The sequence below is a fragment of the Paenibacillus taichungensis genome (genome assembly GCF_050994985.1).
Taxonomy (GTDB): Bacteria; Bacillota; Bacilli; order Paenibacillales; family Paenibacillaceae; genus Paenibacillus; species Paenibacillus taichungensis.
In genome coordinates this window covers 832,098-858,627 of the sequence record NZ_CP194720.1, presented here as the reverse complement: position 1 = coordinate 858,627, position 26,530 = coordinate 832,098, and the positions used below count along the sequence as shown (strand labels likewise).

The window sequence follows — 26,530 nt, the reverse complement described above, 5'->3', positions numbered from 1 at the left end:
CATTATTCAACGTTTAGGTTTTGCCTTTTTTGCAGTAACAATCCCAATTATTCAATTGTTTGTTCAGTTCTGACAACTCGTTCAATATGAATGGTCAGATATAGGATTTCTTCCTTGGATAAGACCCGGCTATAGATCTTGCGAGTATAGTCGTTAATCTTACAAGCACAAGCATGTGCCTCAGGATATTGTTTGCTCACCAGGTCATGAAGCGGATTATCTGCTTCCTTATCTTCAATTGCTGTACCGTGTAGTACGCGCTGAGCAAAGAACTTCAAATGTGTCAGGAATCGATAATAACTCAGCGAATCCTCATCCAGCTCAATGACAAAGCTGCGTCGTACAATGTTAAGTATATCTTTTACGATATTCGTAATGCTGATGGTTTCTCTCATCTCACCGTTCATCTGGGCATTGACCAGATGCATTGCGATGAATGCGCATTCGTCTTCAGGAAGCAGGACACCCAATGTTTCTTCAATAATCTGAAGTGCCTTGAGCCCAATGGCATATTCCTTGCGGTACATGCGCTTGATCTCCCAGAACAATGCGTTACGAATCTGCAAGCCTTGACGATGCCGGTCAATGGCAAAATGAATATGATCCGTCAGTGAAATGTAGATGCTCTCATGCAACTTCTCACCTAATACGGTCTCTGCATAACGGATAATTTCATCCGAGCATTCGACATATTCAACTGGAATATCTGACAGAAGCGTTTTCAGTTTCTGCGATACTTCCTTGCTTTCCAATGAGAATATTTTTTCGACCAGACTGTCGTCTATCGTTTCACCAGTATGCTTTTTGAAGGCTATGCCCCGTCCCATGACGACCAGTTCGTTTCCTCCTGGATCAATCACAGTAACTACATTGTTGTTCAGCACCTTCTCAATTTTCATTTCTTCACATCACCTTGCACCGTCAAAGTAGTAAAAGGCAAAACCAAAGCTGGTCATGATACACATGCCCCGCTTCTGGTTTTGCCTGATTGAACAGTAACAATCCAGTATTCATTAGCCTTAGGCCCATCTTACCATATAATTATCCATCTGACAATGTTTTTGTGAAAGCGGTTAATGTGCTTGAATATGACACAAGAAGATGCTGCTCACATATGTCTTTAGAACTAGAAATTAATGGTTGTCGGATTTTAGACTTGCGCCGTTTGTACCAATAACTTCTTTATACCAATGGAATGATTTTTTCTTGTAACGATCAAGGGTACCTGATCCGTCATTGTTACGGTCCACATAGATGAAGCCATAGCGTTTCTTCATCTCTGCTGTGGATGCACTCACCAGATCGATGCAGCCCCATGAGGTATAACCCATGACTTCAACGCCGTCTTCAATCGCTTCGCCTACTTGTACCAAGTGATCATTCAGGTACTGAATCCGGTAATCATCATTCACCGTTTTATTGCCATTTTCGTCAGTGACTAGCTCATCGGCTGCACCCAAACCATTTTCGACAATAAACAATGGTTTTTGATAACGATCCCAGTATTTATTGAGCGTTACGCGCAGGCCTTGCGGGTCAATCTGCCAGCCCCATTCACTTGCTTTGAGGTAAGGGTTCTGTACACCTGCAAACAGATTCCCTTTGCCTTCAACACGTTTCTGTGGGTCACCTGTCTCACAAATACTTACATAGTAACTGAACGAGATGAAGTCCACCGTATGTTTCAGAATTTCAGCATCGCCATCTTCAAACTTGATGTTGATATTATTCGCTTTGAAGTAACGATTGATGTATTTCGGATAATAGCCACGTGCATGAATATCGGCAAAGATGTCATTCCGCTGTTCTGCATGCATTGCAGCTACCACATCATCCGGATTTGGTGTCAATGGATAGGTTGGCATACTGAGTACCATACAGCCAATTTTCGCTTCAGGCATAATCTCATGACCCAGTTTTACTGCCAGCGCACTTGCCACCAGCTCATGGTGGATTGCTTGGTACAGATCCTGTTTGGACAGTTCCGCTTTTGGTGTAAAGATGCCGCCACTCATGAATGGTTCTTCCAGAATGGAATTAATTTCATTAAACGTCAGCCAGTATTTTACTTTGCCTTTGAAACGGTTAAACAAGACGGTTACATAACGCTCGTAGAAATCAATCATTTTCCGGTTAACCCAGCCGTCATACGTTTTGGACAAATGCAGCGGTGTCTCATAATGAGAAATCGTTACGAGGGGTTCAATCCCGTATTTGTGGCACTCGTCAAACAGGTCATCATAGAACTGCAGACCTTTTTCATTTGGCTCCAATTCATCACCTTTAGGGAAAATACGGGACCAGGCAATGGATGTACGGAATACTTTGAAGCCCATTTCAGCAAACAACTTAACATCCTCTTTGTAACGGTTGTAGAAATCGATACCGATCAATTTCAGGTTATCCTCTGTCGGTCCTTCCGTTCTTGGCGTCGTAATCCCATGGGGCATTACATCCTGAACAGACAGGCCTTTGCCATCTGTATTGTAGGCTCCTTCGAGCTGATTGGCTGCGACTGCGCCGCCCCATAGAAAATCCTTCGGAAATGGTGTTGTCATATCTGTCATTCCTCTCTGGTTACGTTGTACTCATTCTTTGTTAAAACGGTTGACCCTATGCCCGTGAACACATCAAAAAGCGGACATTGCGCAACTAAAAGGGCTTCAAATCAGCCTGCTTTCTGTTGGGTTTTGCCCGCTTTATGCGGTAACAATCCTCGAATAGCCTAATTACTTACAGCGATCCGGGTTTAAGATACAGGAATCAGATCAAATTATAGTTGCTCACCATTGCTGGCAATTACGTTTTTGTACCAGTCAAATGAATCTTTCTTCGAACGTTTGAGTGTTCCATTACCTTCGTCGTCCAAATCCACGTAGATGAAACCATAACGTTTGGACATTTCAGACGTGGACATGCTCACGAGGTCAATCGGGCCCCATGCTGTAAATCCAATCAGATCCACACCGTCTTTGATCGCTTCTTTCATTTGTTCGATGTGTTTCTTCAGGTAATCCACACGATAGGAGTCATGAATTGAACCGTCTTCTTCAACACGGTCATATGCACCCAGGCCATTTTCTACGATGAACAATGGTTTCTGGTAACGATCCCAGAAGTTATTCAACGTTACGCGCAGACCGATCGGATCGATCTCCCAGCCCCAGTCGGAAGCTTCCAGATAAGGGTTTTTCACACCGCCAGTCAGGTTACCTGTTGTTTCTTCTTTGTCTGCGGATGCAGATTTGGTTACGGACATGTAGTAACTGAAGGAAATGAAATCAACGGTATTATTGAGCAAGATCTCATCATCGCCTGCTTCTTTCTGAATCACAATGTTGTTTTCTTCAAAATAACGAGCCATGTAGTTCGGGTATTGACCACGAGCATGCATATCCGTAAAGAAGAGGTTAATCTGATTCTCATGTTGGGCCAGACGAACATCTACCGGATTACAAGTCGCCGGGTACGTTTCCATACGAGCAAGCATACAGCCCACTTGGGAACCAGGAATAATCTCATGGGCAAGCTTGGTTACCAGTGCACTTGCTACAAATTGGTGATGCAGCGCTTGATATGTCGTTTGCAGTTGGTTGTCTACTTTATCGATCAGGATACCGCCGCCTGTGTATGGGCTAAACAGCATCACGTTGATTTCGTTAAACGTCAACCAGTATTTCACTTTATTTTTATAACGGTTGAACACAGTCTCTGCATATCTCACATAGTGTCCAATCACTTCACGACCTGCCCAACCATTGTATTTCTGTGTCAGACCCAGCGGAGTTTCATAGTGAGACAAGGTTACCAGCGGTTCAATGCCGTATTTCAATAGTTCGTCGAAGACGTCGTCATAGAATTTCAAGCCAGCTTCGTTCGGCTCTTGGTCGTAACCATTCGGGAAAATACGTGCCCAGTGAATGGACAAACGGAACACTTTGAAGCCCATTTCAGCAAATAATGCGATATCTTCTTTATAATGATGATAGAAATCAATACCAAAACGTTTAGGGAAACGTTCTTCAATTTTGCCGGAGAGGATCTCTTCAATTCGTGTAGAGGAGATTTCCATGGCATGTCCGCCTGTACGCTTCTCTTTGGGAACATGCGCAATCATATCCGCAGTAGAGAGACCTTTGCCGTCCTTATCAAATGCACCTTCTAATTGGTTGGCAGCTGTAGCGCCTCCCCACAGGAAGTTTTCGGGGAATCCTTTTTTTGCCGTGGTCATAACGAACAACCTCTTTTCGAATTTTATTTGGGTTTTTCCCGAATACAGCGGCTGTATTTCAGGCCAAAAAACAAGAAAAACCTAAACTCAAGGTAAAATAGCTCGCAAAAAAAGAGCCTTCATTTCACCATCAGTTTAGGTTTTGCCTGTCTGCACAGTTACAATCCATCAAAAGATGTTATTGCGTATTCGGTTGTTTTCTCTTGTAATGTAAGCGTAACATATCTATTTTGCAAAATCAACTTTCCTCTTTATGCACTCGCTGACCACCTTTGGACGTTATCGAGGCATTCGCATAATCGCTGCTCTTAGGGCATTTGTATCCCCGTATTCGAGGTAGCTGGCAGGACTTTCGTCGCCCAATGCAGGAACTTTCATGTCTATCCATCTTAGCGCATATTCACCCATTTCACATAATATAACCTTGCTAATATCTACCGGAATCCCCCGCTGCTCTGCACATTCAGCCCATTTTGGGTCCACATGTAAATATGATTTTTCAAAGAGTTGCACAAATGAGTCCCAACTGCCCTGATTAAATTCCGCCAGATATAACTCTTTCATACTCATGTAAATTCCCTCCCTGAAATAGACATCGTAACCCCCAAGTCCTACGATAAGCAATTCATCCTTAAGCCGCTTGAAACCGATTTGGAAAAAGGTAGACTTAATTTTAAATGTTTTTCGGGAAAATGGATAGCCAAGGAGGAACACAACAATGACTGAAGAAGCAAACACATCCGGTTGGGATGCCATTGATATAGCAGTTGGTAAGTTATATGGAGATCAGGAACCACTTCACTATGGTACAGCCATTCCTTATATGCTCGGTGGACCTGATCCGCTAAATGGAATTAGCATATACAAAGTGGATGCCCCTATACCTCACTGGCATTTCATTACCTATGGTTTTTCAGAACTGTATGAGAAGGAATCGGAAGATATCGAGCATAGCGGTTATGGATTTGAAATGACGTTTCGGCTTACCCGGAGTGAGGGTGAGTCCACACCCCCGTCTTGGGCTCTGAATCTATTACAGAACGTTGGACGATATGTTTTTACTAGCGGGAACGTATTTCATGCAGGAGATTACATGGATGCAAATGGCCCCATTTGTCTCGGCTCAGATACATTACTAACCGCACTTTCTTTTATTGAAGATCCTGATCTGACAGAGATCTCCACACCCAATGGAACGGTGAAATTCATTCAGATGGTGGGAATCACCGGTCTGGAACTCGAAACGATGCAAACATGGAACACCCGCGGATTGTTAGCAGCCTTTGTTGAATTCATGCCAAAATACGTTACGGATCTCATGAGAAATTCATATTTGGATATCCCCTCAGTAATACAGGCTGTTGAGCGCGGGATTGAAGAGGAAGGTTCCAGTACAGCATTTTTATTCATACAACAACTGGCCTGGACATCTCCACGCAAGAGAATACTGCAAAAAAATGTACCCGCTGAACTCCAGATCGGAGCAAAACAGGCCCAAATTATCGGAAAAATACTACGTAGCCGCTTTTCAAAAGGCGCTCCACTGTCCCTAATCGGATCAGGAGTGAACATTACGTTCGAAGCCGGGGGGACACCTTCATTTTCTGAGGATGGCAACCAGATTAAGGTAGTTGTGCATGAACAAACCGTATCGGAGTTAGTTGCAAACCTTCGCCCAGTCGAGCAAACATTTGAAATTGCTTCACTGCCCGGCGTTCTCTTTCGAATTGCCCGCACTGAAATTACCGATCAGGATGGTCATGTGATCGAAACCATCGGTTGATCACAAGGAGGTAACCATATGTCAAGAACATCTTCCTTACGGAAGAGCTGGTCCGAGAGCGAAAATTATGCTCCCGGTATGGCACATATTCAATATTTAACGAAAACCAATCTGGACAGGATTCGCAAAATTAATCATTTTCTGATTAACGCCTTCCAGCAGAGTCTCTCGGATATCAAAGAAAACCTGTCCAACACATATCTCTTTCTGCTCACCGACGCGCATGGAGTTCTGCTTGCCATGGATTATAGCCCCGATCTGGAACAAGTGGTGAAACAGTCACCCATCCGCCCGGGTATGATCTTTACAGCTAGAAGCTGTGGCGTCAATGCCATATCCGAATCTATGGATAAACATGGGCCTGTTCAGCTGCCGCCTGAACAGCACGAGAATCCACTTTTTCAGAACTGGCATTGCTACGCTGCACCTTTGTCGGTCGGTCTTCAACATGTTGGCTACCTGGACGTCTCCACCATTAATGCAGACATCCAGAGTGAGCTGATTGCAATCGCCAAGCTGATCCCGGCCCATATGCAAAATCGGTATCAATCTAACCTTGCCTCGTCGGTAACAGAGCAGCCATCGATTGAATTCACCAAGCGACAGTTAACCATTCTGAAAATGATCTCTAACGGACTGACAGTTAAAGCCATTGCTTTGAAATTGAAAATAAAGGAATGCACCGTAAATCACCATAAAAAAGTGATTTTCAACAAATTAGGTGTACAATCCAGCACGGAAGCTGTTTCAATTGCCAGCCGTCTGTCTTATCTATAAAGGTACCCCTATAGATTCCTATAGGTGGTCAACACGAACATCTGTGCTAAGATTTTTAGGTACACATGAATTAGAGAGAGAACAAGAACACACACACATTTTCAGGAGGGTAATATGTCTAATCCAAAAAAAGCTTCATTGTTTGCCATGTTAATTATGATTCTGTTGGTTGCTGCAGCCTGCGGCGACAAAGCGGATAACAACGCCAAATCGAAGGAATCCACTGCAACAGAAACCACTGCCGGCACAGATACAGACACAGCCAAGACAGAAGATACGGAGAACACGGAGAGCTCCGAAGCATCCACTTCCGAGTCCAAGGAATCAGATAACTCCAAAGACGTTGAATTGGGAACTACGGAAAAAGGCTCTTACAACAATGACTATTTCGGTGTTTCGTTGAAATTCCCCGAAGCTTGGGAGTTCCAGGATGCCGCAGGCATGAACGAGCTGACTAACGCTTCCTCCGAAGTTATTGCTGGAGACGATGAAACGAAGAAAAAACAAATTGAGCTATCTCAGGCCAAAACACTGAACCTGTTGATGGCTTCACAATATCCATTGGACGGAAGTCAAGTTGGCCCTTCCGCCATGGCGATTGCTGAAAAAGTAAGCCTGCTGCAAGGAATTCGTACCGGTAAAGATTATCTGAAAGCAACGAAGAAATTCATGGAGGACAGCCAGTTCCCTTATGAATACAAGGAATTCACAACCGAAACCATCGGTGGCAAAGAGATGGATCTGATGCAAATTACGATGGATGGGGGCAATGGTTCAACCATTACGCAAGATTACTACAGCACCATTATTGAAGGTTATGCATTCAACTTCATCTTCACCTATTTGGATGATACTACAAAGGCCGAGATCGACAACATCAAGAAATCCGTTCAGTTCAAATAATACACTCACTGTCACAGTGCCTGATGTGCATGAATAGAACCCCGCGCAATGACCTTCCACAGATCATTGCCGGGGTTCTTTTTCGAGTAAAATGAATGTTTCACCTTATCCGGAAATGGCCACCCAATGTCCCTCTTTGACTTCCACCCATCGGGACTGCTCCAGATTATAGCGATCTTCCACTTCTACCGTCTCTCTTGGGGCTTCGTTTACAGCATGACGTTTTTTCTTCGCTTCCACAGCCGGGTCCGGAACCGGAATAGCCGATAACAAGGCCTTTGTGTACGCATGCTGAGGGTTCGAATATAGTTCTTCACTTTCTGCTAACTCCACAATCTTCCCATTATACATGACAGCTACACGATCACTGATATGTTTAACCATGGACAAATCATGTGCAATGAACAGGTATGTCAGACCGAGTCGCTGCTGCAATTCTTCAAGCAGCTGTACGATCTGAGCCTGAATGGACACATCCAACGCAGACAAAGGCTCGTCACATACAATAAATTCAGGTTCCACGGCCAGCGCACGAGCGATTCCAATCCGCTGCCGCTGACCACCCGAAAATTCATGAGGGTATCTCTGGGCATGAGCCGGATCGAGACCCACCATCTCCAGCAATTCCTCCACACGTTTTTCCCGCTCAGCGGGGCTGCCGGCAAGATGGTGAATATCCAAGGCTTCCCCAATAATGTCCATAATTCTAAATTTCGGATTAAGCGAGGCATACGGATCCTGGAAAATAATTTGCATATGCCGCCTCATCGTTTTCATCTCTGAGGCAGAGAGGCGGTTGAGCGGCACTCCTTTAAACAGCACATCCCCACCTGTAGGTTCATGCAGTCGTAGAATGGCTCTGCCTGTAGTCGATTTCCCGCTGCCCGATTCGCCTACGACCCCAAGCGTCTCCCCTTGGCGAATCTCGAAACTGATATCGTTCACAGCTTTTAAAGTGTTGCCTTTCCCCAAATTAAAATGTTGTTTGAGGGACTTCACTTCCAGTAAAGGCTGATCATCTTCCAGATCGCGTGGCACCAACGAGACGAGTTTCGGCTTTTTCTTCTCATCCAGTCGAGGTAATGCATTCAACAGCCTGGACGTGTACGGATGCTTCGGATTTGCAAAAATCTCTGTAGTTGTGCCGGATTCCACAATCTGCCCGTCTTTCATGACCACGACCCGATCACACATGCCTGCCACTACTCCGAGATCATGGGTAATCAGAATAATAGAAGTTCCCAGCTGTGCCTGCATATCTTTCATCAAATTTAGGATTTGGGCCTGGATAGTAACATCAAGCGCAGTTGTAGGTTCATCCGCAATCAGCAATTCAGGACGGCAAGCAAGAGCAATAGCGATCATCACCCGCTGACGCATACCTCCGGAGAATTCATGTGGGTACTGATTGAAACGTATTTCACTCCGGGTGATACCAACGAGCTCCAGCATGGCAATCGCCTGCTTCTTCGCTTCCCCTCTGGAAAGCTTCTGATGTTTAATCAGACTTTCGGTGATCTGTTTTCCGATTTTCACAGTCGGATTAAGCGAGCTCATAGGGTCCTGAAAGATCATGCCGATGTCACGGCCACGGATACTCTCCATCTCTTTTTGCGTTTTATGGACCAGGTCTACTCCTTTAAACAGGATCTCACCCTTTTTCATCTGCGAAGGAGGCGAGGCAAGCAGCCGCATAATGGAACGTGCCGTAACACTCTTTCCACTGCCGGATTCCCCTACAATGCCAAGCGTTTCGCCTTTCCGCACTTCAAAACTGACTTCTTTCACCGCCTGAAATTCACTCTCTCCGGAATGAAAAGAAACGGACAACTCATTTACTTTCAACAAAGGTTGCATGTGATCACCAGCCCTCATCCATATTTTCACATGTGCTCATATGTATACTCTTCCATACCTTGACAATTAAATAGACTCTAAATAATATATACTATATCAATCGGAATAATGCAATTTAAAATGAGATGAAAGGAGGCTCGCATGGTTTGATTCTTGCAAAAGGCAGCAAAATGTCACAGCTTGTTTACACCCTGGGATTTAATTATGGCAAAATGCTGCTTCATCCCTCCTATCGATATGTTCTATTTATTCTCGGACTGCCCGTTAATTTGGTTGTATTTCTGATCTGGCAATCAAGACGAAAAAGGGATGACTGGGCCGTGGTTCAACAAGCTGTTGAGAGCGATATGCTCTCCACTTCTTATCGGGATAAACTTAGGACGGACGTTGAAGAACAGTTGAGGCGTAAACACCATTTCTTTCGGCAGCAAGTTAGTGAGGCAGAGTTTAAGCGTCAGACGGAGGAATGGCTGGAGGAATCCGTTCAGAAGGAGTTAAAGGAACGAACGTTCAGCAAGCTTCAGGAACAGGGAAAACAGCGCCTGACGATGGCTGATACATTCCAATCGATGATTGATAAACCTTGGTTCCTTGCGATATCAGTTATTCCGGGCTGTCTGATGTACGCCATGATGTTTTTGTATGGCAATCCTTATCTAAAGTACATATTCGAAAGAATTCTGATGACGGTATTCGTCATTCTGGGCGTAGCTACACTTGTATTCACCATCTTGTACCTGTCCCCATTCAATCCGGCGGCCAACATCCTAGGAGAGACAGCGACACAGGAACAGATCGCAGCTTTTAACCATGTCTATGGCCTGGATCAGCCCTATCTTGTCCAGCTCTGGAACAATATCAAGGGCATAGCGCTATTTGATCTCGGTAAGTCTTTTTCAGGGAATGAAGATGTCACGGCTACGATCGCCAGAAAGTTTCCAATCACGTTAACACTGGCCGTTATCTCCTTGCTGCTTGCCCTTGTCATTGCATTGCCAATCGGCATCATCTCGGCGATCAAGCCCAATTCACTGTTTGATTACACATTCATGTTTATTGCATTGATTGGATTATCGATTCCGAATTTCTGGCAAGGACTGATTTTCATCCTGAATTTTTCGATCAAGCTGCAGTGGCTTCCGGCTACCTTCAATCCACAGAACTGGCTATCTATTATTATGCCAACGATTGTTCTGGGAACGGGATTAACCGCTGCAGTGGCCCGTATGACTCGGTCTTCCACACTGGAGGTTATTCATGAGGATTACGTGATGACTGCTCGTGCCAAAGGATTAAGTGAACGACAGGTTCTGCTGAAACATGCTGTGCGCAATGCGCTAATTCCAATCGTAACCGTTGTAGGTCTTCAATTCGGAGGCATGCTTGGCGGGGCGGCTGTAACGGAGAAAGTATTTAATATCAGCGGACTTGGCAGCTACATTGTGGATAAACAGTTTATCCCTGATATTCCGAGCATTATGGGCGGGGTCATATACACAGCGATTACAATCTCCATCATCAATGTTGTGGTAGATCTGTTGTACGCTTTTGTCGATCCCAGGGTTCGTTCCAAGATGAAACAATATTAAAGCAGGTGCACTATGACAAAATCGGGTTCACTTACACAAGAAATGCGTTTTCGGCTTAAGTCTTCACAGGAGTACAGTCAGGCGAGCTTCGCCTGGGTCACTTCCCTTCTCTTGTCAGTGTTACTGTTGTTCAACAGTTATGACTGGAGCCTTCAGGAGTTCAGACCATTTCTGCTGACTGCGCTTGGAATCTACCTATTCTTCACGCTGGTCCAGAGTGTACTGACGCTTCGGATTCGGAGAGACCTGATTCAGAAGGGGACAATCTCTGTTCTGACTCGCCGACTCGCCTGGGTCCAGCTGTTGGGTATCATTTCAGGCAATATCTTTATCGTGACGGCCGCTTTTCATCTGATCAAGAAAACAAAAAGCATTGAGTATACATTTGCGGTGTATATGCTGCTGACCCAGCTGTTCGTTATTGGGGTCTCGGCACTCAATATGTTTAAACCATATGTTGCGGATACGTTTTTGCCAGCTATGGCTGTGCTCGTACTTGTGCTTGTCATCGATCTGGTGGTGCTGTTTATCGTATCCCGGTATACGTCAGCCTCGACCATCCCACGCTGGATGCTGGGCGTGAGCGTGATACTGATTCTGACTTCGGTCACAGGGAATGTATTCGCACTTCTACTGGGTATCTCCATCTTTGGACGAATCCGCAGACAGGGTAAACAAAAATCCAACTTCTGGAATGATCTGTGGGAGCGTCTTGCTCCGAATGTCACGGCAATGTCCGGTTTGTTTTTTATCATTTTCCTGTTCTCGATATCGATTTGCAGCTTCTTTACTTTTGATTACAGCATGGCTGTAGAAAATAACTACTCTGCCTTGCTTCAGTCTCCATCGCTCGCCTATCCCTTGGGAACGGATGACTTTGGACGATGTTTATTTTCCCGGATTGTATTCGGTGCCCGTATATCGTTGATCGTAGGCTTCATGTCAACTCTGATTCCGGTACTGATAGGCGGTATTCTCGGAGCCTTCTCGGGATTCTATGGGAGACACACAGACAATATCATCATGCGACTGCTGGATATTCTCTATGCTATTCCGGGTATTCTGCTCGCTATCGCCATCATTGCGGCGTTCGGGGCCAACACAGTCAATCTTATTCTGGCACTCAGCTTGGGTTCGATCCCAACTTATGCACGAACGATGAGGGCTAGTGTGCTCTATGTATCTACTTTTGAATTTGTTGAAGCTGCACGTGCACTGGGTTACAACAATCGCTCCATTATTTTCAAACATATTATTCCGAACTCGCTCGCACCCATGATTATCAAGTCTACACTTACGATTGGCGGAGCGGTCATTGCCACCAGCAGTCTGAGTTATTTGGGGCTCGGCGTGGAGCCGCATATCCCCGAGTGGGGCAATATTCTGAAGCTGGGCAGCACGTATCTGGAAACCCATTCGTATCTGGCCATCTATCCAGGTCTTGCGATCATTCTGCTCGTGCTCTCGTTCAACTTTCTGGGTGACGGACTACGCGACGCGCTTGATCCGAAGCTCGAAAAGGCTTAACCACTGCTACAATATTCAACTCAAACTCAATTTGATTTCCAATGATTATGAACTTATCTGGAGGTATTTTCATGAAAAAACGTATGCTGATAGCACTACTATTAACTTTTGTCCTTGTGGTCTCCGGTTGCAGTGTGAAGACCAAGACGGAATCCCAGTCAGAATCCTCACCATCGGATACAACAGAAAACACGCAAAACCAAAAACCGGTAGACATCGAATTACTGGCTCAGAGCTCTTCCGAAAATGACGTGAACATTATCCGGGACCAACTCACCAAGAATGGCTTCAATGTTAAGCTGAACCTGCAGCCGGATTACGGCAGCTACAAATCCCAGCAGGATGCAGGCAATTATGATATTGCGCTGTCCAGCTGGACAACGGTAACCGGGAATCCGGACTATGCAGTTCGTTCACTTTTCAAAACAGGCGGAGACTACAGCATTCTGGCTGATGAAGAAATCGATAAGCTTATTGACCAGGCTGCTACTCAGACTCCGGACGAATACAAGGATACGTATAAACAATTGGAGGATCGCTTGGTAACCGATCAGGCCTATATCGCTCCGTTGTACATTTCCCTGAAAAGTCAGGCTGTGAACAAAGACATTCTCAATGTAGACACCGTTCGCTTGTCCAAATCCCGCGCCATGGCATGGGAACCGATTGAATTCAAAGACAGCTCCAAAAATACAAAAGAACCATTAATTCTGACACAAACTGCTTCCGTCCTGACTTCCCTTGACCCGATCAAAGGAAATGACGGTTCCATCAACCAACTGAACACCAACATGTATGTACGTCTCGTTAACCTGACAGATGACGATCAACTTACACCAGAGGGTTCCCTCTCCCACAATTTCAGCATTGCTGAGGGTAACTCGGAGTATTACTTCATTCTCAGAGACGATATCAACTTTGCCAAGATTGATAATAAAAAAGCGGTAGATACGGGAGAACGTGTCGGTGCAGATGACGTCATCTTCTCTCTCGATCGCGCCAAAAACAAAGATTCCGTACCGGATCACCGGACATACAGCCTGCACGAACATATCAAGGAAGCCGAGTTGGTAACCGATCTGGGCGCCTTGGAATCAATTCAGCAATCCAGTGGCAGCGGTACGGTTAAAGAAGCATTGGAACAAGGGCTTGGCACCAAAATTACGGAACTGGTCGCGGACAAAAACAAAGCCGATAACGCTGCCGGGAAATATCAAGTTGTGAAACTTACAACCACGGAACCTTTCCCGCAAGTATTGAACTATCTGGCTCACCAATCTGCTGGCATTGTGTCCAAAAAGCAGGTTGAGAGCATCAATACGTATGATGTAGCTTCGTTTGACGTGAATAAAGACATTCCTTACGGCGATCAGAATACCGTGACTGAAGGTGCTGCGTACAACAACACCCTGTATGCCAGCGGCCCATATATCTTGGCATATAAAAATGATTACGAAGGTGTATTCTATCAGAATCCCGGCTACCGTAAAGGCTCCGAATATGCACCCAAAATCTCTCAGGTGAATGTTCGTTTCATCGCCGATGCTGACAGTGCGTTGTCTGCTCTTCGCAGCAGTGAAATCCACCTGTACTACGGAGTATCCGAAACAAAGTATGACATCATCAAAAATGACAGCAAATTGCAATTGCAGAGCATTCCGAGCAATGCGGTTTCCTATCTGTTGTTCAACACAGCCAATCGGGAAGTTGCCAAAAGCAGTGATCTGAGAAAATCCGTGCTCTACTCCATCAATCAGGATGACATTTTGCAGTTCTACAAAAACAACAAACTTAAGGCATACTCTACAGTAAGTCCACTCGTGCAGACCGGGAATGAATTGAAGTCCGATCCGGCAAAAGTGAAAGAATTTTTGAGCGCCTACCAGGCTTCCAAGTAACAACAAAGATAAACGGCTGTCAACTGGATCACTCCAAGATCCGGATGACAGCCGTTTTATTTTATAGAGAGATAGATTATGCTGATGAGCAGTCTGCCTGATACCTTCGTTGTACGTCAGGCAACAGAGTGACGATCTGGATACCCACTCCCCAGGCAAAATAGACCAGATGGATGACGGATACATGCTGGATCCAGTATACCTGTATCATAATCCAGATGATCAGAGCAAATCCCGTATATAAGGAGAACGTCCATCCCCAGTATTGATTCGGGTAGAGATTCAGTTTTTCACCTATTTCCCAGTGAATGCGACGAAGGAGTGAAATGGCAATGATCATTGGCATAACACCAAGAACCAACATTAGTATAATTCCCGGGATTAGAAAACTGCCAAACGGGGAGTGTTCCAACATTGAATTCGGCATCTTAACAAGATTTCCCGATGGATCGATAATGAGTGCTCCTCCTCCAATGATCGCACCAATGGCCAGGAACCCCTGCATCATAATGAGCGCCCACGATCTTTCAGGTACACATTCACGTTTCATTCCATCATCACTAGTTCTCATCCCTCACCCTCCAGACATGAAACAGATTTTACTGAACGTTCTACTCCATTTTCACATATGGAGAGGGCTGAATCCTGTGCTCTTTCTCACTAAAATCATCCCAAAAAATTCGATTATGGTAAAACTTGATAAAAGAACGTACGTTCGGTATAATAGAGATATACTTAATGAGCGAGAGGCAGATATGGACGACAAATTTATTAAGGAACTACGCGAGATTAGTCGGGACGACAGACGAAGATCCGAATTTATGATCCAAGGCATGAAGGAAACACTTCAGGGAAGAAAAGAAGAAAGTATCTTCAAGCGCTGGGTTCGGCGTAAGAAGACAGAGAAGAAAATTTCACAACGATTCAATCAAGATCCCTCTTCGGATCAAAAGTAACCACATAAAAAGGAGGCGTACTACGCCTCCTTTATTATTTATATGAATGCCTATTCGTCTAGACGTTGTATGGATCAGGATACTTCTTCTTGTTCACATTCTCTACCCTGGAGTAAGAAAATTGAATTATGCAAAATAAAAACAATACTTTATTTCGCACCAGCCCGGACCAAAATCGCTTCGATTTCCTTGAAGCCTTTATTCTGAGCATGAATGAGCGGTGACACTCCATCACGATCCGAAAGGTTTACGTCTGCTCCATGATCAATGAGTAATTGAATCGTCTGCTGCTGTTTTTTATTGCCATCGTTTAAAATGATTGCTTCCAGCAGTGCTGTCCATCCCAATTGATTAATATGGTCCACATTCACTGACGTTTGGGTCAGCAGTTCTCGTACCACATCCACGTATCCATGCTCCGAAGCCGGAATCAGTGCAGTTCCTCCATATCGATTCGTTATCGCTGGATCGGCTCCCGCCTCAATCGTCAGCTTCAAAATATCCAAGTACCCTTCAGCGCCAGCATACAAAAATGGGTTATTCTTCATATCATCCTGTACATTAATATCTGCACCCGCTTCAATTAACATTGTGGCTGATGCCAGATCATTGTTGTACGTTGCAATCATAACAGCTGTTCTTCCGCTCTGATCCTGAGCATTGATATTGGCGCCCTCTTGAATCCATTTTTCAATACTTTCGGTGTCTCTTCCCTCTGCTGCCTTCAACAACAGCTCATCCGGTGAATCCGATAACTTCTCCTCCACCTTCGAGTCGTTTCTCACTTCAGGCACGCAGCCCTGAACGACGAACATACTGCTTATTAGGATAATTATCATCAGCGACTTATTCATACTGCCTCCCTTACTACAGTGTCACTGTTACCGAAGAAGCGACACTCCAATCCCCAACTGGACTTATTGTATAGGTCGTGCCTGAGATTAACGTGCCATCATTAACAAGGTCGAATACGCCCGTGGCGCCTTTCCGACTTGAATATTTATATGTCGCTGTCAGAACGTCACCGTTAGGTGATGTTAATGTTACACTTCGACCTGAGAACAGTTCATCTCCAGGATCTTGCGCCAGCGTAACTTCAACTGAAGTTTCACTCACAGCTTGGGCACTCGCAACCTCCAACGAATCAAACGACCTTGCGGTGAATGAAGCGTTATTGATGTTCGCCCAGTCAGAAGAAACCGTATATGTCACACCGGATTGCAATATTTGTCCTTCAGGCAAACGGAACTTCGGTTCTTGTTTGCCATCTGTCGATTGCGTGAACGGAACATATTTGGCAACGATTGGATCGCCACCTTCTGGCGTAATCACGACTTGTCTTGCCTGCATGGAGGAGATAATTTGATACGTTTTGCCTCCTGCTTGTTCTTGGTCATTCAACACAAACGCATTAGCCCCTCGACCACCGCTGTATGCTGAAATAATATAGCCATAATCCACCACTCCGTTCTCTTGCAGTGCTTCAATCTCGAACGTATCATTCGTTATTTGATTAGCCGTCGTCATGTTTAGTTTCGTGCCACTGCCTTCAAAGGAACCAGCATCGTGGCCTTTATAAGTGAGACTGTATACTTCACCTGCATGTTGAACGGACGTTGGAACGATGTAGGTTGCGATGGACCCTGTTTTTAGACGAGGCATGTTGGTCAATGTCAACCCACCACTGAGCGCAAAATCGGTTTGTGCCTTGGCAAATACTTCATCCGCTGCTGTCAGAGGCTTGTCGAACGTCACAATTAACGTAATGGCATTGAGCGATCTAACGCTCTGGATTTGAGCCTGCCCCGAAGGAATAGCCTGGTGGGCCGTTTGCAACAGTAGCGCTGCTTCCCCGCGTGTGGTCGAACCGTTCTCGGAATAGAACGTGCTCATCCAATGGTGAACGGATTTCACGTCACGCTGCATCGCTTTGGATACGACCTGTTCGAGTTCTGCATCCGTCACTTGACTGTGTGGATTGAATTGTCCGTTATTCGCCTGCATGATGCCAAGTTCAACGAGCTTTGATGCATACGGTGCATACCACGCGTCAGGATTAACGTCCGTTAATTCAACGCTTTCTCCTTTCTTCTCCTCCAGATTAAACGTTTTGAATACCAGTGATGCTAATTCTGCGCGGGTAATGGCTCTATGTTCACCCATGGATTGATCGGCATAACCGTTCATGATCCCCAAGCTGTTCAGTTCCTTGATGGCGACCTCAATCTGCTGGTTGGTAAGCTGTGTCGCTGTAGCTGCAACGTTAGTAACGTATGTAGCTGCATGTGCTTGATTGGTAGTTAGCGGGAATACTGCTGTGCCTAATGCAGTTATCGTTAAAAATGTAGCCATTTTTCGGGTTATAGGATTCATATTTGAATTCCTCCTCTATAGGTTGAAGTTGCCTGTATCTATAGAATAGAGGACAAAAAGAAACTCCCAAGGACAAAAATATTAACAAACTATAAACTCAATCTAATTTTTCTCGAAACTTATACGGTGAACCGGTAGCCCGCACCCCAGACGGTCTCAATATATTCCGGATTTTTCGGATCTGCCTCCAGCTTCCCACGCAGTTTACGAATATGGACGGTAACCGTCGCAATATCTCCGCTGGAATCCATGCTCCAGATCCGCTCGAACAGATCGGATTTGCTGAATACACGGTTCGGATGACTCGCAAGAAATACGAGTAGATCGAATTCCTTGGTTGTAATTGCTACCTCTTCGCCATTAGCAAAAACGCGGCGCGCTCCCTTATCGATATGAAGCCCACGAATGTGGATTTCATCTTGCTCGGCTGGTTTACTTTTGCCAAGCAGTCTCTCATATCGGGTCAAATGAGCTTTCGCTCTTGCAACCAACTCACTTGGGCTGAACGGCTTCGTAATAAAATCATCAACACCCAAATTGAACGTTCTAATCTTATCGATCTCCTCCTTCTTCGCGGAGACGACAAGGATCGGCACCTCCTTCACCTCACGAATGCGCCTGCAACATTCGAAGCCATCCAGGCCAGGAAGCATCAGATCAACAATGATTAGATTGTAACTCCCCTCCAGAGCCAACTTCAGCCCTTCATCTCCGTTATGGCAGAGCTCTACAGAAAATCCGTTGAGTTCGAAATAGTCCCGTTCCAATTCCGCAATCGTTGTTTCGTCCTCAATAATCAAAATGTTTGTCATTACCGATAAGCTCCTCCTCTTCATTCAACCGTTTTAGTTTGATATAAATGACCGTGCCGTCATTGGGTTTGCTTTTCGCCCAGATAAAGCCTCCGTGTCCATCAATGATTTGGCGGGCAATCGCCAGCCCCAATCCACTTCCGCCTGTTGAGGAATTACGAGATTGCTCTGCCCTATAAAAGCGTTCAAATATATAAGGCAGCGCCTCTTCCGGTATTCCTCTGCCATTATCCTTAAAGGCTATCGTAGTCCATTCGTCATCTGCTTGAAGTGTAATCCCGAATCGTTTTTGTTCATTCTCCATATATTTGAGGGCATTATCCACTACATTGACAACGGTGCGTTTTAATTTATCCAGATCAACAGATGCCATGACCGATCCAGATGCCCGATTATCCCAATCCAAAGCCACCCCTTTGTCCTCCAGATCGTATCTGAGCTCTTCAATGCTGTCTTCCAGGAAATCGACAAGATCTACCACTTTAAACAGGAAAGGTTCCTGATTTAAGTCGAGCTTTGAATACAGAAACAGTTCATCCACCAGCTTATCCATGCTAACTGCTTTGGAGTGAATGATATTAACGTATGATTCCATTTTTTCCGGAGTGTTGGCCACTCCGTCACGTATCCCCTCAATATAACCTTTAATATTGGTGATCGGTGTGCGAAGGTCATGCGAAATATTGGAGATGAGCTCTCTGCGATTCGCTTCGTCTTGCTGTCGCAACTCATTGGAGCGCTGCAATTGAGTCCGCATGCTCTCGAACGCTTCGCTGAGTTGTCCAACTTCATCATTGGAGCTAAGTTCGAGCTTGAAGGACAGATTCCCATCTTTAATATGTTCGGCTGAGCTCCGCAGTTGATTCAATGGCTTAATAAAGCTGCGAGTGATCCAGCGGAATAAGAGCAGGTTCGCGATAATGAGAACGCCGATGAGCAGGAGTGACATCACAGGTAGCAGCTTGCGAGTAAGCTCTGCAAATGGGCTTCTCTCACGAATAACGAAGATACTTCCTCTTTCTCCATCTGAATATTGAAAATCAAATTTCGCATATGCATAGAATCGCTCACTGATATTAAAGGTGCTGCGAATCTGATAATTGTTGAGATCATAGGCAGGCAGTGCTTGCTTCAGTTCTGGCTGGTTGAAGGTCAACGATTCGAAAATCTGGTTATTCTCCCGTCTGACGTATAGCCCAGACTTCTCGGCTCGAAGCTTCATGTCGTACTCGCGCAGCAAAACCTTGTTCTGCAGCTCGTCTGGATCATTTTTGGCCAGAAACTTCATCTCTTGAAAGATCGATTCTCCCTGTTCCGTGAGTGGATTCACCTGATAATGTACTTTGTAAATATCGCGAAAACCCTGCAGATCGCCTGTTGCAGCAATCGTATACAGACTAGCTGTAAGCAGGATGAACAGCAGACTTATGACGAGCATACCCGTGAAGGACAGCAACATTTTTATTCGAATGGACATGGTATCCCCTTCTTAATCATGCTATTGGGTTAGTTAGTGCACATGTTAACACAAGATTGATCCAATTGCCCATAGGAGTATTCCATATCAGCAGTTCTAGCTGAACAGAAGAAAAACCCAAGGTCGTAGAAATGACCTGGGTTTCTCAACAATTAGAGGAGGAATACACCTCCCTAGTTATTTACTTATGCGAATCATTCGGAAAGAACTGTGTGTGAGTCCTTTGCAATATACTAAGTTCAACTTTGTTTTACGGTAAAATAGCAAACGAGCGCACTGGAAAGCCGGACGCCTTTTCGGCCTTAGGTACGATATTGAAGATCACCGCACCTTTGGCTGGTACCTGATCCAGATTCGTTAACAGCTCTACCTGATATGTATCCTGGGCAAGTACATAATATTCTGCCAGAAGTGCCCCGTTCTTTTGATAGTCTACAGCTGAATCAGTGTCGAAGGTCTCATGGCCGATCGCCTGTATTTTTCTTTCCTCGAATAAAAACATTAGCGCACTGACTGACCATCCGGGTGCATGACTGTTTCCCTCAGCATCTTTGTTGTCGAATGCTTCATGACTGGGCCAGCGTTTGCTCCAATCGGTACGCAGTGCTACAAAGCTGCCAGCTTCAATAACGCCATGTTCTTTTTCAAACTCAAGAATATGATCGACATCCAGCGTGAAATCCGGATTGCTCTCAACAGCCTCAGATTGATCAATGACCACCAGCGGTAGCACAAGCTCCTTCAACCCCAGTTCATCGAGATACCGGGTATCCCGCACAAAGTGAATTGGCGCATCCAGATGCGTACCATATTGACCAGGAAATCTGAAACTCTGGGCAAAGAAACCTTGATCGTGATTAAACAACGTATCGAATGCTGCAGCATCAAAAGCTGAGAAATGCGGAGATTCCGGTCCAAACGTATGGGTCAGATCCACCCACTTCTTTTCTTTTAATAATTGAATCGCTTGAATGAGCTCATTGGACATCCGAATCACCTCATACATAGAATGGAATAAATTGTTACTATTATATCTTATTCCACTCCATGCGAACATATCGAAATGTCAGCTATTTGATAGAATTCATTAACTCGAAGAAGTATTTTGCTTCATGAGTCTGATATAGATTGAACCACGAATCTAAAGTCTCCGGAGTAAATACATCCAGCACCTTCAATACATGCATCGCAAATTCCAACGGAGCTATGCCCGATGCAGTAACTAAATTGCCATCCGTTACGGCCGGTACCATTTCATAGTATTTTTCTCCAATGTAATGAGGACAAATCATTTTCAAATATTCCAGATCGTTGCTTGTATGCCTTCTGGAGTCTAGCAATCCCACCCTCGCAAGTCCAACGGTTGCACCACATATTGCCGCAACAACATGACCTTTTTCCAAAGATATTGAAGCTTCTTTTAATATAGGCTCGTGAATGGATTCCATCCAAGTATTTCCGCCTGGAAGAATCAACACATCCGTACTTTCCAACTTACACTCATCAACTGAAATGCGAGGTAATATTTCCAATCCTCCCATGGTAGTCACCGGACTTTTATCAACGCCAACAGCAACCACCTCTATCGGCTCCAGCCCTTTCTTAAAATACCTTCCCGAGTTTAGTTCAGCAATTAAATAACCTACCTCCCAGTCTGACATCGTATCAAATACATAAAGATATGCTTTTTTTGTATGCATCGTGCACTTCCCTTCTAGTGGATACCCCTAGTATAAAAAAATCTACTGACATCTTCCGTCAGTAAAGTTTTTAAATTTGAAATATTCAGCGGTTAATCCTCACCTATTCTACTCGAATGACCAGTTTCCCGCGTGTATGATGGGTTTCGCTTTTTTCGTGCGCTTCACGCAGTCCTTGTTCACTCAAGGGGTATGTCTCATCAATGATAGGTCTCAGCTTGCCCTCAGCAGCGAGCTCAGCCAACTGATCGAGTTGATCCCCTTTGGGTTCCATCATGAACACATTGGCCGTTACACCTGCTTCCTTAGCCAGCGTTTCATCCGGCTGTTCCACAAGCGACACCAGATGTCCACCGGCCTTCAATACCTTGAAGCTATTACGCTGAATGTCGCCACCCATCGTATCCAGCACGACATCATACCCGGAGAGAATCTCCGAGAAGTCTTCTTTTTTATAATTGATAAAATGGTCCACTCCCAGCGAACGAAGCAGTTCTTCATTCGATTCACTCGCCGTGGAAGCCACTTCAGCGCCAAGATATTTGGCAATCTGAATAGCAAAGGTTCCTACACCACCTGCTCCCGCGTGAATGAGAACCTTCTGCCCTTTGGCAAGCCGTCCATGGTCAACAAGTGCCTGCCAGGCGGTCATGGCGGCTAGAGGTATGGCAGCTGCTTCCTCAAAGCTCAGATTTTCCGGAATACGGGCAATGATGTCCGCATCCACGGCCACATATTCTGCATAAGTCCCGAAATGACGAGGACGAGCAAATATGCGATCTCCCGCTCTGAACCTTGCCACATTCGAACCCGCATCAGTCACCGTACCGGCAACATCCCCGCCCAATATAAGTGGAAAAGAATCCGCTGCATCTTTCATATGGCCTTGTCTGACTTTAAAATCCACCGGGTTCACAGAAGTAGCATGAATGCGGATTAGCACCTGATTGACTCCACATGCCGGCTTGGGCATTTCCTTTTCCTTCAATTGTTCTGCTCCACCGAACTTTTCAATCACAATTGCTTTCATTAGAGATCCCAGCCTTTCCATAGCATTATCGTTTACTCTCCTTCTTCATTACCCTTCCCGGACGTTCATTTGACCTATATTCATGAATTCGCAGCAGGTTTGGGTTCACAAGCCTGATTAGTAACCATGATATAATGTAGTACAGTTGAACCTAAATAACTGAACAAGCGAGGTAGGAATGTGGAAATTGAAGTAAGTACGTTACATGCATTTTCGGATAAGCCTCTAGGCGGAAATCCCGCAGGCGTTGTTTTACAAGCAGGACACTTGTCCGACTCCCAGATGCAGGAGATTGCCAGACAAGTTGGATTCTCAGAGACCGCGTTTGTTATGCCATCCGATCAGGCTGATTTCAAAGTTCGTTACTTCACCCCTAGTGATGAAGTTGATCTATGCGGACATGCAACGATTGCCTTATTTTATTTAATGAAAGCACAACATATCGTTGATGTAGGTGTATACACGCTGGAGACGTTAGCCGGAATACTTGAAGTAGTTGTCCACAACAATGGTGAAGTCTATCTGTCTCAGGCGCTTCCGGAGTTTGGAGAGATCGTTGACCGACAAGACATTGCAGATTCTCTGGGTATTTCTACACATGATTTACACGCTGAATTACCTGTACAGATCGTATCTACCGGACTGCGCGATATCTTGATTGCCGTTAACCATGTTGATGTGCTGTCAAAAATCATTCCTGATTTTAAGCTTATCGCTGAAATTAGCAAAGCTAACCATGTCGTAGGTTATCACGTATTTGCACTCAAACCAGATAAAGAGAGCACTCTCGCAGAATGCCGGAACTTTGCTCCCCTTTACGATATCCCAGAAGAGAGCGCAACTGGTACATCTAACGGTGCTTTACTCTGTTATTTACATAAAAACAACCAAATTTCAGATCCCCACGATACAACTTATACGATTAGACAAGGATACACCATGAACCGCCCCTCGGAGATTCGTGCCAGATTAACGCTGGGCATTTCCAATGAAATCACCAAGATTCAAGTGGGCGGGGTCGCGGTTCATATAGAGAACATTCGAATCCAACTTTCATGAATTCCCCGGTCCCGATACAATAAACGCCACACCAAGGAGAGATATACTCCAAGCAGTGTGGCGTTTACGGTTAAACAATGGATTAGATTCAATGCGTGTTTGCATCTGTGTACCAACCTACGCTGTAAAGACGTGGCAAACAGATGCACAATTCATCCCGTCTCTTTCCCCCTCATTCTTTTCCTCAAGCGAGCGTATTGACTGTAGATCCAAGGTGATTCTTTCGTCAGGATCGGGCCAAGCACTGCCAGAATCAACACATATAACACGGCAAAAGACTGAATGGATGCCATCAGGCCTCCTGCCTTGCCGATGTTCGCCATAATGATAGAGAACTCTCCACGGGATACGAGCGTGAATCCCACATTGAGAGAAGCCTTGGGAGTCATCCCAGAGAGTCTGCCAGCGATCATGCCCGCACCATAGTTGCTGGCAATGGTCAGAATAACGGCAATCACGGTCATTCCAACGGCCCCGCCAAGGGTCGAGGGTTCAATAGTCAGGCCAAAGCTGAAAAAGAAGATGGCCCCAAAGAAATCTTTGAACGGCATAATCTGATGCTCAATTCGGCTGGCATGTCTGGATTCCCCCAGAACAAGCCCCATCATCAGAGCTCCAATCGCCTCGGCTACATGCAACGTTTCCGAGAAACCAGCCACCAAAAAGAGCAGCGTCATAACCGTAAGCAGAAATAACTCCGATGACTTGATGTTGAGTGCCTTATCAATATATTTGATGCATTTCCTGCCTATGATCAGAAATAGCACAATAAAGAGCAGCGCAGACAGGGATACGAGCAAGACGCTGAGGAATGAGGTAGCCCCACTAAGTACAAGCCCCGTCAGAATCGATATATGGATGGCGATGAATAGATCATCAAACATGATCATGCCCATAATAATCTCCGTCTCCGGGTTCGCCGTGCGCTTAAGATCCACGAGTACTTTAGCCACAATAGCTGTGGAAGAACTCGTCATAATACCACAGACAACTAATGTTTCTTTAAGTGGCAGTTCCATGAACCATCCCAGCAGCAGACCGGAAGCAAAGTTAAGGCCAACGTAGAACATACCTCCGGTTAAAATGGCTTTGCCTGACTTCATCAGGCGGGAGACCGAAAATTCCAATCCCAGATAAAAGAGCAAAAACAGGATACCCAGCCTGCCCATAAATTCAATAAATTCCGAGCTTTCGATAAAACGCAAATCCACAATGCCGATCTGTGGTGCATGCGGTCCAACAGCCATACCAATCAGAATATAGAAAGGAATGACCGAAAATCGTAATCTTGCAGATATCAGCCCCGTAAGTGTAATCAGCGCAACGGCAATTCCCACTTCGAATATGAGCATATCCATAGGCTAGAGCCGTCCATTGGATAACAACTGTTTTAACAGTTTGATCTGATCCCGTTCACCAGCGACAACAACCGTAGCCCCCGCGGTAAAGATATAGTCCGGACCTGGATTAAACTGCTTCGTCCTGTTCTTCTCCACCACAGCCAGAATAACTGCTCCTGTTGCCTGGCGAATATTCAGTTCTCCGATCGTTCTTCCTATGCTCTCTGAATGCGGCTCAATACGGAGCCACTCAATTAACAGTCCCTCCAGCATAACTTCACGCTCATCCTGAAAGGTTGGTTTGTACGTCATGCCACCGACAATAGCAGCAACCGCACGTGCCTCATCATCATCCAGTGTGACCAGTGACACCATATCTCCCAGTTCTTCAGGTGAATCGCCTGATTCCATGTGAAACAGGTCACGTCGCTCGTCATTATGGATGACAATGACCAGATGCTCACCGCTTCGTGTGTGCAGCCAATACTTGCGTCCAATTCCCGGCAAATCTGTCTCTTTAAAGTGCATGATCTGCACCCCCAGTGGACATCCGATTCAAGGACTCTTTGTTTAACGTAATATCCGTAATGCGTACTCGCATGGAGCCAGCCGGTATATTAATCGACCTCACTTCTCCCTTGAGCCCAAGCAATAATTGCCGCCCCACAGGGGAGAGGAATGAAATATGCCCCGCATCCGGGTCCGCGTCATCTGGCATAACAATGGTGAATGAATCAGATGTATGGAAGTCAACGTACTCAAAACGGATCAAACTACCGATAAGTACCACCGATTCCAGAGCTTCATCCGAACCAAGGAGCAGCTTCTCCACACACGTCGTATATTTTGCGAGCAGTCGTTCCATCTGCGAACGTTCCGGATCACGCACGTCAAAATAGGCGTCGAGAAATGTTCTTTTCTCTTCACCGAATATAATGAGCTGGTTCACCAGCATTTCTCTGCAATTTTGAAAGGAGGTCCTATGGTTCATAATAAATCTCACCTCCTATACAAGCCCTGTTCTCCATGTTGATTCGCATGTTTTTCTTCATCATGTTGTTCTCCTCCTTCATATAGATAAAAAAACCACGGATACCGCGGTCTTACTACCATCTTACCAAAACAAATTTTTTAATCCAGCTATTCTGTTAACTTTGCGTTGTATAATGATAAAAAGGGCGTCAATCCAGCTTCCAAACTTAACCTTTACATCATATG

24 protein-coding genes are annotated in these 26,530 nt (G+C 45.2%); 8 read left to right on the top strand and 16 right to left on the bottom strand.

What is annotated here, in order from left to right:
• Nucleotides 1–47 precede the first annotated feature (47 nt).
• From licT to ACR1R9_RS03920, 4 genes are all read right to left on the bottom strand, one after another.
• Nucleotides 48–899 (bottom strand): BglG family transcription antiterminator LicT, encoded by an 852-nt coding sequence (gene licT / locus ACR1R9_RS03935; protein ID WP_053781440.1) that lies wholly within the window; start codon nucleotides 897–899, stop codon nucleotides 48–50.
• A 234-nt stretch (nucleotides 900–1,133) separates the two neighbouring features.
• Nucleotides 1,134–2,558 (bottom strand): glycoside hydrolase family 1 protein, encoded by a 1,425-nt coding sequence (locus tag ACR1R9_RS03930; protein ID WP_099857108.1) that lies wholly within the window; start codon nucleotides 2,556–2,558, stop codon nucleotides 1,134–1,136.
• 215 nt (nucleotides 2,559–2,773) lie between these two features.
• Entirely contained in the window at nucleotides 2,774–4,231 is a 1,458-nt protein-coding gene (locus tag ACR1R9_RS03925; RefSeq protein ID WP_062325655.1) for a glycoside hydrolase family 1 protein, read from the bottom strand.
• A 279-nt stretch (nucleotides 4,232–4,510) separates the two neighbouring features.
• Nucleotides 4,511–4,801, bottom strand: a complete 291-nt coding sequence (locus ACR1R9_RS03920; RefSeq protein ID WP_433921690.1) for a hypothetical protein — start codon at nucleotides 4,799–4,801, stop codon at nucleotides 4,511–4,513.
• A 148-nt stretch (nucleotides 4,802–4,949) separates the two neighbouring features.
• Here ACR1R9_RS03920 and ACR1R9_RS03915 point away from each other — a divergent pair, with 148 nt between their 5' ends.
• The 3 genes from ACR1R9_RS03915 to ACR1R9_RS03905 all read left to right on the top strand — a co-directional run bounded on the left by ACR1R9_RS03915 (nucleotide 4,950) and on the right by ACR1R9_RS03905 (nucleotide 7,694).
• Nucleotides 4,950–6,014 (top strand): suppressor of fused domain protein, encoded by a 1,065-nt coding sequence (locus tag ACR1R9_RS03915; RefSeq protein WP_433921691.1) that lies wholly within the window; start codon nucleotides 4,950–4,952, stop codon nucleotides 6,012–6,014.
• A gap of 18 nt (nucleotides 6,015–6,032) precedes the next feature.
• Entirely contained in the window at nucleotides 6,033–6,791 is a 759-nt protein-coding gene (locus ACR1R9_RS03910) for a LuxR C-terminal-related transcriptional regulator (protein WP_433921692.1), read from the top strand.
• Nucleotides 6,792–6,905: 114 nt separating this feature from the next.
• Complete coding sequence (locus tag ACR1R9_RS03905; RefSeq protein ID WP_433921693.1) at nucleotides 6,906–7,694, top strand: hypothetical protein; 789 nt, start codon at nucleotides 6,906–6,908, stop codon at nucleotides 7,692–7,694.
• 105 nt (nucleotides 7,695–7,799) lie between these two features.
• Here ACR1R9_RS03905 and ACR1R9_RS03900 read toward each other — a convergent pair whose 3' ends face one another.
• Nucleotides 7,800–9,551, bottom strand: coding sequence for an ABC transporter ATP-binding protein (locus ACR1R9_RS03900; RefSeq protein ID WP_099857098.1), 1,752 nt, complete (start codon nucleotides 9,549–9,551; stop codon nucleotides 7,800–7,802).
• 146 nt (nucleotides 9,552–9,697) lie between these two features.
• Here ACR1R9_RS03900 and ACR1R9_RS03895 point away from each other — a divergent pair, with 146 nt between their 5' ends.
• From ACR1R9_RS03895 to ACR1R9_RS03885, 3 genes are all read left to right on the top strand, one after another.
• Nucleotides 9,698–11,140, top strand: a complete 1,443-nt coding sequence (locus tag ACR1R9_RS03895) for an ABC transporter permease (RefSeq protein ID WP_433921694.1) — start codon at nucleotides 9,698–9,700, stop codon at nucleotides 11,138–11,140.
• A gap of 12 nt (nucleotides 11,141–11,152) precedes the next feature.
• On the top strand, nucleotides 11,153–12,667 hold the full coding sequence (locus ACR1R9_RS03890; RefSeq protein WP_433921695.1) for an ABC transporter permease: 1,515 nt from the start codon (nucleotides 11,153–11,155) through the stop codon (nucleotides 12,665–12,667).
• 71 nt (nucleotides 12,668–12,738) lie between these two features.
• Nucleotides 12,739–14,565 (top strand): ABC transporter substrate-binding protein, encoded by a 1,827-nt coding sequence (locus tag ACR1R9_RS03885; RefSeq protein WP_175383259.1) that lies wholly within the window; start codon nucleotides 12,739–12,741, stop codon nucleotides 14,563–14,565.
• 76 nt (nucleotides 14,566–14,641) lie between these two features.
• Here ACR1R9_RS03885 and ACR1R9_RS03880 read toward each other — a convergent pair whose 3' ends face one another.
• Entirely contained in the window at nucleotides 14,642–15,136 is a 495-nt protein-coding gene (locus ACR1R9_RS03880; RefSeq protein WP_257219507.1) for a hypothetical protein, read from the bottom strand.
• 184 nt (nucleotides 15,137–15,320) lie between these two features.
• Between ACR1R9_RS03880 and ACR1R9_RS03875 the strand changes: the two genes are divergently transcribed.
• On the top strand, nucleotides 15,321–15,521 hold the full coding sequence (locus ACR1R9_RS03875; protein WP_063565515.1) for a hypothetical protein: 201 nt from the start codon (nucleotides 15,321–15,323) through the stop codon (nucleotides 15,519–15,521).
• 149 nt (nucleotides 15,522–15,670) lie between these two features.
• Here the strand turns inward: ACR1R9_RS03875 and ACR1R9_RS03870 are convergent, their stop codons facing one another.
• The 7 genes from ACR1R9_RS03870 to ACR1R9_RS03840 form a co-directional block, all read right to left on the bottom strand.
• Nucleotides 15,671–16,375: an ankyrin repeat domain-containing protein gene (locus ACR1R9_RS03870; protein ID WP_099857090.1), complete on the bottom strand. Its 705-nt coding sequence runs from the start codon at nucleotides 16,373–16,375 to the stop codon at nucleotides 15,671–15,673.
• Between the two features lie 13 nt (nucleotides 16,376–16,388).
• The gene (locus ACR1R9_RS03865) at nucleotides 16,389–17,894 is read right to left on the bottom strand and encodes an S-layer homology domain-containing protein (protein ID WP_433921696.1); all 1,506 of its coding nucleotides are present in this window, start codon (nucleotides 17,892–17,894) and stop codon (nucleotides 16,389–16,391) included.
• 119 nt (nucleotides 17,895–18,013) lie between these two features.
• Nucleotides 18,014–18,706: a response regulator transcription factor gene (locus ACR1R9_RS03860; RefSeq protein ID WP_090903764.1), complete on the bottom strand. Its 693-nt coding sequence runs from the start codon at nucleotides 18,704–18,706 to the stop codon at nucleotides 18,014–18,016.
• The gene (locus tag ACR1R9_RS03855; protein WP_433921697.1) at nucleotides 18,684–20,183 is read right to left on the bottom strand and encodes an ATP-binding protein; all 1,500 of its coding nucleotides are present in this window, start codon (nucleotides 20,181–20,183) and stop codon (nucleotides 18,684–18,686) included. Before ACR1R9_RS03855 ends, ACR1R9_RS03860 begins: the two co-directional genes overlap by 23 nt.
• Nucleotides 20,184–20,433: 250 nt before the next feature.
• Nucleotides 20,434–21,171: a cyclase family protein gene (locus ACR1R9_RS03850; protein WP_076287935.1), complete on the bottom strand. Its 738-nt coding sequence runs from the start codon at nucleotides 21,169–21,171 to the stop codon at nucleotides 20,434–20,436.
• A gap of 82 nt (nucleotides 21,172–21,253) precedes the next feature.
• Complete coding sequence (locus tag ACR1R9_RS03845) at nucleotides 21,254–21,883, bottom strand: type 1 glutamine amidotransferase family protein (RefSeq protein WP_433921698.1); 630 nt, start codon at nucleotides 21,881–21,883, stop codon at nucleotides 21,254–21,256.
• Between the two features lie 103 nt (nucleotides 21,884–21,986).
• Nucleotides 21,987–22,913 (bottom strand): NADP-dependent oxidoreductase, encoded by a 927-nt coding sequence (locus tag ACR1R9_RS03840; RefSeq protein ID WP_433948817.1) that lies wholly within the window; start codon nucleotides 22,911–22,913, stop codon nucleotides 21,987–21,989.
• 180 nt (nucleotides 22,914–23,093) lie between these two features.
• Between ACR1R9_RS03840 and ACR1R9_RS03835 the strand changes: the two genes are divergently transcribed.
• Nucleotides 23,094–23,972 carry a PhzF family phenazine biosynthesis protein gene (locus ACR1R9_RS03835; RefSeq protein WP_433921700.1) on the top strand — a complete coding sequence of 293 codons (879 nt, stop codon included), beginning with the start codon at nucleotides 23,094–23,096 and terminating at the stop codon, nucleotides 23,970–23,972.
• Nucleotides 23,973–24,124: 152 nt separating this feature from the next.
• Here the strand turns inward: ACR1R9_RS03835 and ACR1R9_RS03830 are convergent, their stop codons facing one another.
• The 3 genes from ACR1R9_RS03830 to ACR1R9_RS03820 are packed head-to-tail and all read right to left on the bottom strand — an operon-like array spanning nucleotide 24,125 to nucleotide 26,303.
• Nucleotides 24,125–25,330: a cation:proton antiporter gene (locus tag ACR1R9_RS03830; RefSeq protein ID WP_099857080.1), complete on the bottom strand. Its 1,206-nt coding sequence runs from the start codon at nucleotides 25,328–25,330 to the stop codon at nucleotides 24,125–24,127.
• A 3-nt stretch (nucleotides 25,331–25,333) separates the two neighbouring features.
• Nucleotides 25,334–25,840, bottom strand: a complete 507-nt coding sequence (locus ACR1R9_RS03825; RefSeq protein ID WP_076287930.1) for a cation:proton antiporter regulatory subunit — start codon at nucleotides 25,838–25,840, stop codon at nucleotides 25,334–25,336.
• Nucleotides 25,830–26,303: a GreA/GreB family elongation factor gene (locus ACR1R9_RS03820; protein ID WP_433921701.1), complete on the bottom strand. Its 474-nt coding sequence runs from the start codon at nucleotides 26,301–26,303 to the stop codon at nucleotides 25,830–25,832. The genes ACR1R9_RS03825 and ACR1R9_RS03820 overlap by 11 nt, the downstream gene beginning before the upstream one ends.
• Between the last annotated feature and the right edge of the window lie 227 nt (nucleotides 26,304–26,530).

What these genes read in the sequence shown, in the direction of transcription:
- licT (WP_053781440.1), bottom strand. Translation starts at nt 899, where the DNA reads ATGAAAATTGAGAAGGTGCTGAACAACAATGTAGTTACTGTGATTGAT.
- ACR1R9_RS03930 (WP_099857108.1), bottom strand. Translation starts at nt 2,558, where the DNA reads ATGACAACACCATTTCCGAAGGATTTTCTATGGGGCGGCGCAGTCGCA.
- ACR1R9_RS03925 (WP_062325655.1), bottom strand. Translation starts at nt 4,231, where the DNA reads ATGACCACGGCAAAAAAAGGATTCCCCGAAAACTTCCTGTGGGGAGGC.
- ACR1R9_RS03920 (WP_433921690.1), bottom strand. Translation starts at nt 4,801, where the DNA reads ATGAGTATGAAAGAGTTATATCTGGCGGAATTTAATCAGGGCAGTTGG.
- ACR1R9_RS03915 (WP_433921691.1), top strand. Translation starts at nt 4,950, where the DNA reads ATGACTGAAGAAGCAAACACATCCGGTTGGGATGCCATTGATATAGCA.
- ACR1R9_RS03910 (WP_433921692.1), top strand. Translation starts at nt 6,033, where the DNA reads ATGTCAAGAACATCTTCCTTACGGAAGAGCTGGTCCGAGAGCGAAAAT.
- ACR1R9_RS03905 (WP_433921693.1), top strand. Translation starts at nt 6,906, where the DNA reads ATGTCTAATCCAAAAAAAGCTTCATTGTTTGCCATGTTAATTATGATT.
- ACR1R9_RS03900 (WP_099857098.1), bottom strand. Translation starts at nt 9,551, where the DNA reads ATGCAACCTTTGTTGAAAGTAAATGAGTTGTCCGTTTCTTTTCATTCC.
- ACR1R9_RS03890 (WP_433921695.1), top strand. Translation starts at nt 11,153, where the DNA reads ATGACAAAATCGGGTTCACTTACACAAGAAATGCGTTTTCGGCTTAAG.
- ACR1R9_RS03885 (WP_175383259.1), top strand. Translation starts at nt 12,739, where the DNA reads ATGAAAAAACGTATGCTGATAGCACTACTATTAACTTTTGTCCTTGTG.
- ACR1R9_RS03880 (WP_257219507.1), bottom strand. Translation starts at nt 15,136, where the DNA reads ATGAGAACTAGTGATGATGGAATGAAACGTGAATGTGTACCTGAAAGA.
- ACR1R9_RS03875 (WP_063565515.1), top strand. Translation starts at nt 15,321, where the DNA reads ATGGACGACAAATTTATTAAGGAACTACGCGAGATTAGTCGGGACGAC.
- ACR1R9_RS03870 (WP_099857090.1), bottom strand. Translation starts at nt 16,375, where the DNA reads ATGAATAAGTCGCTGATGATAATTATCCTAATAAGCAGTATGTTCGTC.
- ACR1R9_RS03865 (WP_433921696.1), bottom strand. Translation starts at nt 17,894, where the DNA reads ATGAATCCTATAACCCGAAAAATGGCTACATTTTTAACGATAACTGCA.
- ACR1R9_RS03860 (WP_090903764.1), bottom strand. Translation starts at nt 18,706, where the DNA reads ATGACAAACATTTTGATTATTGAGGACGAAACAACGATTGCGGAATTG.
- ACR1R9_RS03855 (WP_433921697.1), bottom strand. Translation starts at nt 20,183, where the DNA reads ATGTCCATTCGAATAAAAATGTTGCTGTCCTTCACGGGTATGCTCGTC.
- ACR1R9_RS03850 (WP_076287935.1), bottom strand. Translation starts at nt 21,171, where the DNA reads ATGTCCAATGAGCTCATTCAAGCGATTCAATTATTAAAAGAAAAGAAG.
- ACR1R9_RS03845 (WP_433921698.1), bottom strand. Translation starts at nt 21,883, where the DNA reads ATGCATACAAAAAAAGCATATCTTTATGTATTTGATACGATGTCAGAC.
- ACR1R9_RS03840 (WP_433948817.1), bottom strand. Translation starts at nt 22,913, where the DNA reads ATGAAAGCAATTGTGATTGAAAAGTTCGGTGGAGCAGAACAATTGAAG.
- ACR1R9_RS03830 (WP_099857080.1), bottom strand. Translation starts at nt 25,330, where the DNA reads ATGGATATGCTCATATTCGAAGTGGGAATTGCCGTTGCGCTGATTACA.
- ACR1R9_RS03825 (WP_076287930.1), bottom strand. Translation starts at nt 25,840, where the DNA reads ATGCACTTTAAAGAGACAGATTTGCCGGGAATTGGACGCAAGTATTGG.
- ACR1R9_RS03820 (WP_433921701.1), bottom strand. Translation starts at nt 26,303, where the DNA reads ATGAACCATAGGACCTCCTTTCAAAATTGCAGAGAAATGCTGGTGAAC.